General features: G+C 68.0%; 10 protein-coding genes. 4 read left to right on the top strand and 6 right to left on the bottom strand.

Features of this window, described 5'->3' with window-relative positions; translation table 11 throughout:
- The first annotated feature begins 17 nt into the window (after nucleotides 1-17).
- Nucleotides 18-761 (top strand): metallophosphoesterase family protein, encoded by a 744-nt coding sequence (locus QT382_RS01180; RefSeq protein WP_289252218.1) that lies wholly within the window; start codon nucleotides 18-20, stop codon nucleotides 759-761.
- 37 nt (nucleotides 762-798) lie between these two features.
- Nucleotides 799-2,229: a serine/threonine protein kinase gene (locus QT382_RS01175; RefSeq protein WP_289252217.1), complete on the top strand. Its 1,431-nt coding sequence runs from the start codon at nucleotides 799-801 to the stop codon at nucleotides 2,227-2,229.
- A gap of 6 nt (nucleotides 2,230-2,235) precedes the next feature.
- On the opposite strand, the gene QT382_RS01170 is transcribed toward QT382_RS01175, so the two are convergent.
- Both QT382_RS01170 and QT382_RS01165 read right to left on the bottom strand, forming a co-directional pair.
- Nucleotides 2,236-2,910 (bottom strand): cupredoxin domain-containing protein, encoded by a 675-nt coding sequence (locus QT382_RS01170; RefSeq protein WP_289252216.1) that lies wholly within the window; start codon nucleotides 2,908-2,910, stop codon nucleotides 2,236-2,238.
- A 60-nt stretch (nucleotides 2,911-2,970) separates the two neighbouring features.
- Nucleotides 2,971-3,411, bottom strand: a complete 441-nt coding sequence (locus tag QT382_RS01165; protein WP_289252215.1) for a copper chaperone PCu(A)C — start codon at nucleotides 3,409-3,411, stop codon at nucleotides 2,971-2,973.
- Between the two features lie 33 nt (nucleotides 3,412-3,444).
- Here QT382_RS01165 and QT382_RS01160 point away from each other — a divergent pair, with 33 nt between their 5' ends.
- Nucleotides 3,445-3,783, top strand: coding sequence for a YkgJ family cysteine cluster protein (locus QT382_RS01160; protein ID WP_289252214.1), 339 nt, complete (start codon nucleotides 3,445-3,447; stop codon nucleotides 3,781-3,783).
- An 8-nt stretch (nucleotides 3,784-3,791) separates the two neighbouring features.
- Here QT382_RS01160 and QT382_RS01155 read toward each other — a convergent pair whose 3' ends face one another.
- The gene (locus tag QT382_RS01155) at nucleotides 3,792-4,967 is read right to left on the bottom strand and encodes a tetratricopeptide repeat protein (RefSeq protein ID WP_289252213.1); all 1,176 of its coding nucleotides are present in this window, start codon (nucleotides 4,965-4,967) and stop codon (nucleotides 3,792-3,794) included.
- Nucleotides 4,968-5,075: 108 nt separating this feature from the next.
- On the bottom strand, nucleotides 5,076-7,805 hold the full coding sequence (locus QT382_RS01150; protein WP_289252212.1) for an alpha-1,6-glucosidase domain-containing protein: 2,730 nt from the start codon (nucleotides 7,803-7,805) through the stop codon (nucleotides 5,076-5,078).
- Between the two features lie 154 nt (nucleotides 7,806-7,959).
- Here QT382_RS01150 and QT382_RS01145 point away from each other — a divergent pair, with 154 nt between their 5' ends.
- Nucleotides 7,960-9,825, top strand: a complete 1,866-nt coding sequence (locus tag QT382_RS01145) for a glycoside hydrolase family 13 protein (protein ID WP_289252211.1) — start codon at nucleotides 7,960-7,962, stop codon at nucleotides 9,823-9,825.
- Between the two features lie 576 nt (nucleotides 9,826-10,401).
- Here the strand turns inward: QT382_RS01145 and QT382_RS01140 are convergent.
- Together QT382_RS01140 and malQ are read right to left on the bottom strand one after the other, a co-directional pair.
- A complete protein-coding gene (locus tag QT382_RS01140; protein WP_289252210.1) occupies nucleotides 10,402-11,607 on the bottom strand; it encodes a cation:proton antiporter in 1,206 nt (401 codons plus the stop codon).
- A gap of 23 nt (nucleotides 11,608-11,630) precedes the next feature.
- Entirely contained in the window at nucleotides 11,631-13,145 is a 1,515-nt protein-coding gene (malQ, locus tag QT382_RS01135; RefSeq protein WP_289252209.1) for a 4-alpha-glucanotransferase, read from the bottom strand.
- Nucleotides 13,146-13,147 lie beyond the last annotated feature (2 nt).

Raw genomic sequence — 13,147 nt, 5'->3', positions numbered from 1 at the left:
TGGCAGGCTGCAGGCTGATGAAACTCGCCCTGATCTCCGACCTCCATGCCAACCGGGAAGCGCTGGAGGCCGTGCTCGACCATGCCACGCTCCAAGGCGCCGATGGCCATGCTCTGCTGGGCGATTTCGTCGGTTACGGCGGCGACCCGGCCTGGGTACTGGACCGGGTGATGCAACTGGTCGAGGCCGGCGCCGCCGCCGTGATGGGCAACCACGACAGTGCCGTCGCCCGAGGCGCCCTGCCGAGCATGCGCGAAGACGCCCGCGCCGCCATCGAATGGACCCGTAGCCAGCTCGGCCGCCACCATCTTGATTTCCTGCAGCAGCTGCCGATGACGCAGCGCCGCGGCGAGCTGCTGTTCGTCCATGCCAACGCCTACGACCCGGGCGGCTACGAATACATCCAAGGCCGCCTCGAGGCGATCCGCAGCCTGCACGCCACCGATGCCCGCTACACCTTCTGCGGCCATATGCACGAGCCCATGCTGTTCCACCTGAGCGGCACAGGAAAGGCCGGCGAATTCACACCGCAGGCCGGCGTGGCCATCCCGCTATTGCCCAACCGCCAATGGCTGGCCATCCCCGGATCCTGCGGCCAGCCGCGCGATGGCAATCCGGCCGCCTGCTACGCCATGTTCGACACGGATCAAGGTGAACTCAGCTTTCAGCGGGTAGCCTACGACGTCGACGCCGCTGCAGCCCGGGTTCGCGCGGCCGGCTTGCCCGAGAGCCTGGCCCAGCGACTGCTCAGGGGCGAGTGATAGCGGCCGGGGCCAGGTCTTGCCACCTACACAGCACATGCCCGAACCCTCCACCCCCGCCTCGCCACTGCAGGAAGGCCAGGTCATAGACGGCTTCCGCCTCGAGGCGCGGCTGCACCAGGGCGGCATGGCCAATCTGTGGGGCGTCTCGCGCGTCGACCCCCTGCCGGGCGAGAACTTCCGGCTGATGATGAAGGTGCCGCGCATCAAGGGCGGCGAGGACCCGGCCACCATCGTCGGCTTCGAAGTCGAGCAGATGCTGATGCCGGCGCTCAAGGGGCCGCACGTGCCGCGCTACATCGCACGTGGCGACTGGACCCGCCAGGCCTACATCGTGATGGAGCGCATCGAGGGCGTGTCACTTCGCCCGCGACTGGACGAGGCGCCGCTGCCGCTGGAAGAGGTGGTGGACATAGGCATCCGGGTCGCCACGGCCCTGCAGGACCTGCACCGCCAGCATGTGGTCCACCTGGACATCAAGCCCAGCAACCTCATGCTCCGGCCCGACGGCACCGTGGTGCTGGTGGACTTCGGCCTGTCGCGCCATGACCACCTGCCCGACCTGCTGGAAGAGGAGTTCTCGCTGCCCATGGGCACCGGGCCCTACATGTCGCCGGAGCAGGTCCAGTTCGTCCGCAACGATCCGCGCAGCGACCTGTTCGCGCTGGGCGTGATGCTCTATCACCTGTCCACCGGCGAGCGCCCGTTCGGCCAGCCGAGCTCGGTCCGCGGCCTGCGCCGCCGGCTCTATGTCGAGCCGGTACCGCCGCGCGCGATTGATGCGAGCCTGCCGCCCTGGTTCCAGGAGATCGTGTTGCACTGCCTGGAAGTCAGGCCCGAGCGCCGCTACCAGAGCGCCGCCCAGCTGCTGCTGGACCTCAAGAGCCCGGCCACCGTCGCCCTGACCAGGCGCTCCGAGAAGACCCAGGCCAGCAGCGGCCTCAAGGCCCTCAAGCGCTGGTTCTTCGCCCTGGGCGCCGAGCCGGCGCCGCCCGCCAAGGTGGGCGAACAGCTGGACCGCAGCCCCATCATCATGGCGGCCATAGACACCGAGAACGCCACCCCCGCCCTGCAGGAGCAGCTGCGCGAGCATGTGCGCCGCGTGGTCCAGGCCGAGGCCGGCGCGCGCCTGGCCTGCGTCAGCGTGATGAAGACCGCCCGCCTGGGCATGGACGAGCTGACCGACAGCCAGGGCCAGAGCCTGCATGTGAAGCAGCTGATCGCCCTGAAGTCCTGGGCCCGGCCGATCAGCAAGGCGCTAAACCTGGAGGACGGCCGCCTGACCTTCCACGTGCTGGAAGCGCCCGACGCCGCGACCGCCCTGATCGAGTTCGCCTCGCGCAACGGCATAGACCACATCGTCATGGGCGCGCGCGGCGCCTCGGCCCTGCGGCGCTATCTCGGCAGCGTGTCCTCGCAGGTGCTGGCCGAATCGGATTGCACCGTCACCGTTGTCCGCGAGCGCTAGCGCCGATCAGTACGGATAGGCAGATGTCGGCGCCGCGCTCTTGCGCTGCTGGACCTGGGTCTTGATGGTCAGCCGGTTGACCCCGGCCACCAACTGAGCCGAGGTCGGCTCCACATCCAGCAACTGGTCGGCATGCCAGATGCGCACCTTGACCGGCCCTTCCGGCACACCGGCCACCAGCAGCTTGCCATCGGCACCGCTGAGCTGGGCCCAGGGCGAGTCGGCCACATAGAGATGGCCCCGCATCGAGCTGTGCAGGTGGCAGCCCAGCAGGTAGGGACCGGTCTGGTTGAAGCTGCGCACCTCGTTGCCGGGCACACGGCCCCCCGATTTGCCGGACAGACGCAGCTGGATGTTCTGGTTCGGGTCCAGGTAGACGCCGCCCGGCCCCATCAGCCCGGCGATCACATGGTGGTCGAAGCTGTCCTTGTTGCTGAACACGATGCGCGTGCCCGGCGCCACGATGCTGACCGCCGGATGGAAGCGCAGCTTCTCCTGCGCAATCGTGATCTCGGCCGGCGGCACCGGCCGCTGGCCCGGCATGCTGCTGTCCACCATGACCACGGCCTCAGCCAGCGCCTGGCCGGCACGGTCCAGCACCGTGATCTGGAGCTCGGCCGCCGAAGCGGCCAGGCCGCTCAGCAGGGCAAGAAGAACGAGGACGGCAGGCAGTCGACGCATGGGCATGTCTCCGGACCGGGTGAGGCCCAGTGTCTCATCGGCGCGGCGCCCGCTTCAAGCTCACTGGGCCTTGGGATGGGGCGCGCGCACCTCGGCCTGGACCTGCAGCTCGTGGCGCTTCTTGGCCTTGTCCTCGTAGACCAGGGTCAGCGGCAGCCTGTCGCCGGCATTGAGCGGCTTGCTCAGGCCCATCAGCATCACATGCAGGCCGCCGGGCTTGAACTCCACCGTCTTGCCGGCCTTCAGGTCCAGGCCTTCGACGGCGCGCATGCGCATCACCGAGCCTTCCATGGCCATCTCGTGGATCTCGACCATCATGGCTGCCGGCGAACGGGCCTCGACCAGGCGGACATCGGCCTGGGCGCGCAACTGGAAGAAGGCACCACTGGCCTTTTGCTGGGCCACGGTGGCGCGGGCCCAGGCGTCGCTGACCTGCAGCTGCTGGGCGTGGGAGGCGATGCTGGCCAGGCCGGCCAGCAGGGCAATGAGGGCGTTTCGCATGGCGGCCATGATAGCCAGACCTACACTGCCGCCATGAGCCGTGCCGATGACGACAACCCCTGCATTCGCTGCGGCGCCTGCTGCGCCAGCTTCCGCGTCGATTTCGCCCGCGAGGAGATGATGAGCGAGGGCGGCAGCGTGCCCGACGGCCTGTGCGGCGAGCTCAACCACAGCCTGGCCCGGATGCGGGGCACGGACCACGCCAGCCCGCGCTGCGCGGCCCTCGTCGGCACGGTTGGCGTCAAGGCCAGTTGCGGCATCTACGAATGGCGGCCCTCCCCCTGCCGCGAATTCGGGCTGCGCGCGCCGCTGGGCCTGGGCGACGAGGCCTGCGCCCGGGCGCGAGCGCGCCAAGGCCTGCCGCCGCTCTAGCCAGCGGCCTACTGCTTGTAGGCCGCCCTGTAGGCCTTCAGCTTGTCCAGCTTGGAGGCGTAGATGTCGCGCTCCTTCAGCGTCGTGCTGTAGTCCTTGGCGATCTCCAGGTGCTTGCTGGCGCTGGCCAGATCACCGAGCCGCAACTCCGCCTGGGCGAGCCAGAAGTGGAATTCCGGCACATAGGCGGCCCGCTTGAGCTCCTTCTCGAACAGCTCGCGGGCCTGCTTGTAGTTGCCGTCGTTCATCGCCTGGACACCGCGGTCGAAGAAGGCATAGGGCGGGTCGGGCTGCACGGCCGTCAGCCGCAGCTGCAGCTGATCGGCCTCGCCGTGCTTGCCGAGATCGCGCAGGGCCACGATCAAGTTGCCCAGCACCTGCGGGTTGTTGGGATCCTGCTGGTTGACCAGCCGCAGCACTCGCTCGGAGGCCACCAGGTCGCCATGGCGCCGGTAGATCACGCCCAGCGTGTTGTAGGCATTGGCATAGGTCGGGTCGCGCTCGATGGCGGCGCGGGCCAGCCAGTAGGCCTGGTCCATGTCCTTCTCGACCATGGCCTCGGCCGCGCGGTTGTTGTAGTACATGGCCACCACGGTGGCTTCGTCGATCGGGCGGGTGCGCTGGCCGCGAGCCAGCTCGGGCGGCACGAAGTCTATGGTCATCGAGTCCGGATCCAGCGAGAAGCCCTGGTTCTCGAGCAGCTTGCGACCGAGGCTCACGTTGACATGGCCAGCCAGGAAGAGCACGTTGTCGTTGCGACTCCAGTTGCCGTCGGTCTGCACCGTCTGGTAGCGCAGCTGCAGGCCCAGCTCCTTGGCAAAGGCCGCCGTCATGATGACCAGCGAGAGGCAGTTGCCAGCCCGGGACTCGAAAGCCTCGGAGGCCGTGCGGGTCACGGCCGCGTCGTAGTCGAGGATCAGCTTGCGCTTGAGGTAGAGCGCGTCGATCAGCCCCCAGCGTATGCCCTTGGAGCGGGCGGCGTCAGCCACTTCCTTGCTGAGGAACTGGCGCATGGCCGGGCTCAGCTCGAACAGGGCCTTGTCGTCGATGGGAGTCCGGGGTTGCCTGAAGGCGCTGTCCTCGAACAGCGCCTGACGATCCGTAGGACTCAGCCTAGGCGGGCTGGCGCAACCGGCCAGCAGCAGGGCCGCGCCCAGCAGCCCCAGACCCAACAGCTTTCGCATGATTCACCTCGCGCGCCGGCACGACCGGTCGGCGAGCTTGCCGAACCAAACTGCCTGCTGCAACGATGCTAGTGCGCTTTGCGCCCCCTGCCAAACGTCAAAGAACCCTCATTCGAGTACCCAGACCACGGCCGACTGCGCCGGCACGAAGAAACGGCCGCTGCCGGCTTCGTGGCGCGCCTCCTGGCGAACCCGGGGGTCGGCCGCCGAGGCAGCAAGCTGCACCGGATGCAGACGGTAGGCGCGGCCGCGCTCGCCCTCGAAAACCAGGCTCTGAGCCTCGCGCCCCACATTGACCAGATAGAGCAGGCGACGGAAGCCGGCACCTGCCAGGCCTTCGCCATCCAGCACCGCCGCCATCACCAGCGGGTTCTGTGCCGGGCCGGTGTTGAGCAGGCTCAGCCGCTTTTGGATTTCGGCCGTGCTGTCCAGCCGCAGCAGCTTGCTGCTGGCGCGAATCTTCAGCAAGTCCAGGAACATGCCACGCGACCGGGCGATGTCGGCCGGCAGCGGTTTGATGGCTGAAGCGTCGGCCAACAGCGGACGGAGCAAGTCCCAATCCCTGCCGTTGTCCTGCTCCGGTGGCAGGCCGGCGCCGTAGCCGTTGTCGCTCAGGCTCCAGTCGATGCGGTTGAACCAGTCGCCCGAGTCGTAGCTGTTGCGGTCCAGCGACTTGGAGCGCAGCAGCTCCTGGCCGGCATGGAAATACGCGATGCCCTGGCTGAAGGCCGTGAGGGCCGAAGCCAGCATCTGCACGCGCAGCCTTTCCTCGCGCGTGGCGTCGCGCGGCAGGCGCAGCACATTGAGGTCGAACAGCGTCTGGTTGTCGTGGTTCTCCACATAGTTGACCACCTCGCCCGGCTGCGCGACATAGCCCGCCGGCTGATCGCCGTAGGCAATCTCGGAGAGCTTGCGACGACGGCCGTCAGAGGCCTCCATCTCGTAGTCGCGCAGCGAGCCGGCCAGGCCCACGCGCACCAGGTCGGCGGCGCGCAGCAGCTCGGCTTTGTCGCGCATCGGCGCCGCATCGTTGGGCGCATAGACCAGGCCGTTGAGCCAGCCCTGGTTGCTGCGCATGGCCTTGCCGCTGTCCCCAGCACTGCCGCCGCGCAGGGCATCGCGGGAGCGGTCGCTGAAGGTCCCAATGCCCGATCCGTTCAAGGACAGCTGCGAAGCCTGGACAAAGCGCGCGCCGTTCGCGATCTCGCCGAAGTTCCAGCCCTCGCCTATCAGCTGCACATGGCGGCCGGCCGCTGCGTCGACCTCGCGCTGCAGCTGCTCCATGGCGGCGCGCGGCTGGTGGCCCATCAGGTCGAAGCGGAAGGAGTCGATGCGGTAGTCGCGGGCCCAGCGCACCGCCGTGTCGACCATCAGCTTGGCCATCATCCGGTGCTCGGTGGCGGTGTTGTCGCAGCAGGTCGAGCGCTCGACCTTTCCGGCGGCATCCAGGCGCTGGTAGTAGCCGGGCACGATGCGGTCCAGCACCGAATGCCTGTGCTGGCCCGAGGCCGGCGTGTGGTTGTAGACCACGTCCATGCCGACCCTGAGCCCGCTCTCGTGCAGGGCCTGCACCATCTGACGGAACTCGACGATGCGGCGGGCACCGTCAGCCGCCTGGCTGGAATAGCTGCCCTCGGGCGAGCCGTAGTGCAAGGGGTCGTAGCCCCAGTTGAAGCAGTCGCGCGAAGCCACGGCCATCACGGCGCGCTGCTGCTCAGGGCTGTCCGTCGCAGCCTTGGGCACGGTGGGCGTGGCGCAGCCGGATTCGGGAATGCTGGCGATGTCGAACACCGGCAGCAGGTGCACATCCGTCATGCCGGCGCGTGCCAGCAGGCGCAGATGCTTCATGCCGGCCGAAGCCTTGTCGGAAAACGCTGCAAAGCGGCCGCGATGGGCGACGGGCACCGTGGCATCGCCGATGGAGAAATCGCGCACATGCAGCTCGTAGATCGCCATGTCGGTGTTCGAGCGCAGCGGCGCCGGGCGCCTGTGCTGCTGCCAGCCCTTGGGCTTCAGCGCCGCGGCATCCAGGTCGGCGATGTAGCTGCGCCGCGAATCGACGCCATGGCTGATCGAATAGGGATCGCTGACCCGATTGAGCACCCAGCCCCGGCCCGGCACGAAGACTTCGACCAGATAGCGGTAGTAGCGGCCGGACAGATCCTGCGCAGCCTGACCCGACCAGATGCCGGTTGCCTCGTCGCGCTGCAACCGCTGGGCCATGCGCGCGGCCTTGGCCTCGTCGCTGTCGTAGACGCAGACGCTGACCGCCCGGGCCGTCGGCGCCCAGAGCTTGAAGGCCGTGGCGGTACGAGCTTGAATGCTGACACCGAGGTCTTTCGCCTCGGCCGCGCCGCCGTACAGATCGTCAAGAGCGCCAGCGTTCTGGATGCGTGTGAAGGCCAGCACCCGGCCCGCTTCGTCTTCGCGCGTCAGCAGCAGCTGGGCCCGGTGCAGCGACGCCGAATCCACAGCCTCCAGCTTCAGCCTCAGGCCCGCACCGACAAACCTGAATCGTTCGGCCAGCGCCGCCGGCAGGGCCTCGGCATCGACACGCAGCTCATGGCTGGCTTCGCCGCCCTGCACCGCCTGACCCACCTGGACCGAGAGGCTGCCGGCCGCCGAGACATGGAGCTTCCAACGCTCGCCGGCCACCGCCTGCTGGCCCGGCCACTGGAGCCGTGTGCGGTCCAGCCAATGGGCGCGCGCCTCGGCTTGCAGGCTGCCGGGCTGCAGCAAGGTCTGGAAGTCCTCGACATCGCAGGCCGCCATGCCTTGGGAGGCCTGGGCGGCCCGGCCGAACATCATCAAGACCAGCAGGCCCAGTCGCAGTTTCATCATGTCTCCTGTTTTCGAAGATGGTAGCAAAACTACATTGATATTCGGATGGGGCTTTGCATCCTCCAGGCAATGCCACTATGCTTGCCGCCGCCATCGACCGCAGTCGAAAGGTAACTTTGCTACAGCCGGCGGCAAGCCGACGGGAGCCACGATGAACCGGATTTCCAAGCTCGGTGCCCTGCTGGCGCTGGGCAGCAGCCTGATGAGCCAAGCCCAGACCCTGGATCGCATCGAGCCCGCCTTCTGGTGGACCGGCATGAAGAGCCCGGCCCTGCAGCTGATGGTCCATGGCGAGCGGATTGCCGAGCTGCAGCCCCAGCTGCAAGCGGCCGCCGGCGTGACGCTGAAGAAGAGCACCCGGGTCGCCAATCCCAACTACCTGTTCCTCGACCTGGAGATCGCCGCCAACGCCAGGCCCGGCGAGTTCCAGATCCAGTTCGGCAGCGGTGACAAGGCCATCAGGCACAGCTACCGGCTGCTGGCGCGAGAGCCGGGCTCGGCCGAACGCCAGGGCTTCGGCCCGCGCGATGCGATCTATCTCGTCGTCCCCGACCGCTTTGCCCAAGGCGTGACCAACCGCCCGCTGCCGACTGGCCTGCTGGAAGTCAATGACCGCCGCAATCCCGGCGGTCGCCATGGCGGCGACCTGGCCGGACTGCGCCAGCACCTGGACTACATCGCCAAGCTGGGCTTCACCCAGATCTGGCCGACGCCGCTGACCGAGAACAACGGCGCCAAGTACAGCTACCACGGCTATGCGGCCAGCGATTTCTACAAGATCGATGCCCGCTTCGGCACGAACGAGGAATTCCGCGACCTGGCCCGCGAGGCCCGCGGCAAGGGTCTGGGCCTCGTCCAGGACATCGTGCTCAACCACATAGGCGGCAGCCACTGGTGGATGCGCGACATGCCGACGCCGGACTGGGTCAACCAATGGCCTGAGTACACCGAGACCCATCACGCGCGTGTCACTCTGCAGGACCGCTACGCCGCCGACAGCGACCGCAAGCGTTTCACCGATGGCTGGTTCAGCCGCAACATGCCGGACCTGAACCAGCGCAATCCCTTCGTCGCGACCTACCTGACCCAGATGTCGATCTGGTGGGTCGAGTACGCCGGCCTCAGCGGCATCCGCACCGACACCTACTCCTACTCCGACCGCGAGTTCCTGGGCCGCTGGTCGGAGCGGCTGATGCAGGAGTACCCGCGGCTCAACATCGTCGGCGAGGAGTGGACGCCGCATCCGGCCATCGTCTCGTACTGGCAGCGCGGCAAGCGCAACCACGACGGGTACGTCTCGTCCACACCCAGCATGATGGACTTCCCGTTGCACGAGGCCCTGCTGAAGGCGCTGACCGAAGGCGATGGCCACGACAGCGGTCTGATGCGGCTCTACGAGGCCCTGGCCCATGACTTCGTCTACCCGGCACCCGAGCAACTGGTGCTGTTCGAAGGCAACCACGACACGCCGCGACTCTTCTCCGCTTTGAAGGAAGACCTAGGCGCCTGGAAGTCGGCCCTGGCCTACATCGCCACCGCACGCCGAATTCCGCAGATCACCTACGGCACCGAGTTGCTGATGCAGAGCCCCAAGCACCGCGACGACGGCCTGGTACGTTCGGACTTTCCCGGCGGCTGGGCCGGCGATGCGGTGGACGGCTTCAACGGCCGCGGTCTCACGACGCGCCAGGCCGAGGCACAAGCCTATGTCCGCCAGCTGTTCAACTGGCGCAAGGGCCAGCGCGCCATCCATGAAGGCGCGCTGATGCACTACGCACCGGTGGCCGGCGTCTACGCCCTGTTCCGCTACCTGCCGGACGACCCCAAGGCCTCGCGCATCCTGCTGCTGCTGAACAAGGGCAATGCGGCTGCGACGGTGGACCTGAATCGCTTTTTGGAGATGTGGCCGGGCACGGTATCCGTGAGCGATGCGCTGAGTGGGCTCGCGCTGAAGGCGGAGGGCGGCAAGCTGGTTGTGCCGGCTCGCTCGCCATTGATAGCCGAAATGCGTCGCTGAATTTGAGGGCGGCCGTGCCGGCCCAAACGCGGGCCGGGCAGCCGCTGCGCCCAGAGGCGGCGGTCGGCCCAAGGGCCGACTCCCTTGCGATGCTCGCAGCCCGGGACGGGCGCACAACTCACTACGCTCCCTTCGGTGCGCTCCGTTCAGACAAGCGCGCCCAGTCAGTTGAACGAGGCGCGCAAGCGCGCGTCCCGGACTGCTGTGCTTCTCAGCACCGCCAATGGGCACAGCGGCTGCCCGGCCCGCGTCTGGGCTGAACCGCCATGGCGTGCGCCGAATTCTTCGCATGCCACCCTCGTGGTTGCAGGCCCGGCAGAGCCCGCTGCGGGGCGCATGTGGGCAGCCGAGAGCGCAGCAGTCCGGGTCGGCGCGCGAATGCGCGCTTCGTCCATCTGACTCAGCGCGTTTGTCTGAACGGAGCGCACCGAAGGGAGCGTAGTGAGTTATGCGCTGCGACCCGGGCTGCGAGCACCGAGGGCAGTCGGCCCTTAGGGCCGACCTGCACGCCTGCGCCCCGCAGCGGGCTCTGCCGGGCCTGCTGGCGACGCCCCGCCGCAGACGCCCAAGCCAAACTCAACTCGTCCGCAACACCAGTTCCTGCAGCCGCCTCAGCTTGGGCGCCACCATAGGCACCGTCAGCATCGTGCTGGCCACCGCCATCAGCAGCAGGGCCGTGAAGGTCTCGCTGGTAATGATCTGCTTGTCCAGCAGGATGTTGGCAAAGATGATCATGATCAGCGCCTTGGTCTGCAGCAGCCAGCCGATGATCGAAGCCTCGCCCTTCTGCCAGCCCAGCACGCGGCCAGCGATGCGCACGCCGATCAGCTTGCCGCTGACCGAGGCGACGAGCAGCAGGCCCGCCGCCAGGAAAACCGCCGAGCCGCCCACATCCCACTGCGTGCGCAAGCCGGTGGAGAGGAAGAACACCGGCATCACGACCAGCAGAACATGGTGGCGCAGCGCGTCCATCTGGGCCTGGTCGAACCATTCGGCATCCATGACCGCGCCGGCCAGGAAGGCACCGACCATGAAGTGCAGGCCGGCCCAATCGGCACCGAAGGCGCAGACGGCGAGCCAGACGAGGCCTAGGTACCAACGGTCGCGTTCGGGCACGGCGCGCATCAGCTTGCGGAACAGCCAGGTCGCCAGTGCGAACACCGCCAGGAAGGCGCCCTGCCGGCCAATGCGCTGCCAGTCCATCAGGATCAGGGCCAGCACGCCCCAGATCGCGATGTCGTCCAGCGAGGCATAGCGCAGGATGCGCTGGCCCACCGGCTGGCGCAGGATCTCCAGCTTCTCCATCAGCAGGATCAGGATGGGCAGGGCCGTCACGGCGCAGGCCATGCCAACGCCGACGATGAACTGCCAGCTCTGCGCCTGCGGACCCATCCAGCCGGAGGACATCAGCATCAAGCCGGCCGCGCCGCAGCCGAACAGCATGGGCGTGCCCAGGGCCAGGCCGGCCGTGATCGAGCTCTCGCGGCGATGCTGCCAGGCCTTCTTCAGGTCCAGCTCGATGCCGGCGATCCAGACGAAGATCATCACCGCCCACCAGGCCACGCCGTTCAGCGACTGCACCACCTGCGGGTTGAACACGAAGCTGTAGTACTCCGGGAACATGCGGCCCAGGATGCCCGGCCCCAGCAGGATGCCGGTGATGATCTGCACCACCACCAGCGGCGCAAAGTAGTCCATGTCGCCCAGCCGCCAGAGCAGGTAGGGCACGCTGAAGATGATCGCCATCGCGATCAGGTAGATCTCGGTCGTCGTCATGTGCATGGCGGCGTTGCTTTCTCTTGCTCTCAGGGCAGGTTCAGGAACTTGGCCGGCGCGCGGCCGCTGGCGGCGCTGATCAGGCCCAGCACGCGGGCGGGCTCGGCGCCCAGCATCTCCCAGCTGAAGCGCCAGGCCCAGTTGCCGCCCAGCACGCCCGGCACATTCATGCGGTGCTCGGCGCCCAGGCCCAGCACGTCCTGCAGCGGGAACACGGCGATGTTGGCCACCGAGTTGCAGCAGGCGCGGATCATGGCCCAGTGCACGTCGTGCTCGCCGCAGGCCAGGTAGGAGCCGGCATAGGCCCGCTCGCGCGCCGAAGCGCCGCGCCACCAGCCCAGCACCGTGTCGTTGTCGTGCGTGCCGGTGTAGGCCACGCTTTCGCGCGGCCACATGTGCGGCAGGAACTCGTGATCGGTCTCGCCGCCGAACGCGAACTGCAGGATCTTCATGCCGGGGAAGCCGCAGCCGTCGCGCAGCTCGTGCACGTCGTCGGTGATGAAGCCCAGGTCCTCGGCCACGATGGGCAGCTTGCCCAGGCTGGCCTCGATGGCATCGAACAGCGGCTTGCCCGGGCCCTGCAGCCAGCGGCCCTGCTTGGCATCGGGGCTGCTGGCCGGAATCTCGTAATAGCCGGCGAAGCCGCGGAAATGGTCGATGCGGAACACGTCGGCCTGGCTCAGCGCGCGCTTCACGCGAGCGGTCCACCAGGCGTAGTTCTCGGCCGCCATGCGGTCCCAGCGGTACAGCGGATTGCCCCAGCGCTGGCCGGCCGTCGACATGGCATCGGGCGGCACCCCGGCCACCACCGTGGTCTGGAAGTTCTCGTCGAGCGAGTACAGGTCAGGGCGCGACCAGCAGTCGGCGCTGTCATGCGCCACGAAGATCGGCAGGTCGCCCATCAGGTGCACGCCCTTGGCGTTGGCATAGGCCTTGAGCTCGCCGGCCTGCACGTCGAAGCACCACTGCACGAACTGCCAGAACGCGATCTCGGCGGCGTGGGTTTTGCGGACCTCGGCGATGGCGGCGGCCTCACGGCGCGCCAGGCCGGCCGGCCAGTCCCACCAGGGCTGGCCGTTCAAGGGCGAGCGGATCGCCATGAAAAGCGCATAGTCGTCCAGCCAGTCCTTCTGCGCTTCGCACCAGGTGGCGAAAGCGGCCTTGTCCGCGGCCGTGGCCTTGGCAGCGAAGCCGGCTGCGGCGGCGCGCAACTGCTGCTCGCGCCAGGGCAGCACGCGGCCGTAGTCCACCTTCAGCGCATCGAAGCCGCCCTCGGGCAGCTGCGGAGCGGCGAGCCAGCCCTTGGCCACCAGCGGCTCGAAGGCCACCATCCACTGGCTGCCGGCAAAGGCCGACACACCCTGGTAGGGCGAATCGCCCGGACCGATCGGCGTGGTCGGCAAGAGCTGCCACAGGCCCTGGCCGGCCGAGGCCAGCCAGTCGACGAACTGGTAGGCCGCCGGGCCGAAATCGCCCATGCCATGCGGGCCGGGCAGCGATGTGATGTGCAGGAGCACACCGGCAGTGCGTTGGTTCAGGTCCATGG

It is taken from the genome of Pelomonas sp. SE-A7, from assembly GCF_030345705.1.
Classification (GTDB): Bacteria; Pseudomonadota; Gammaproteobacteria; order Burkholderiales; family Burkholderiaceae_C; genus JAUASW01.
The sequence above is the reverse complement of the archived record's forward strand: the minus strand, read 5'-3'. Positions and strand labels throughout refer to the sequence as shown.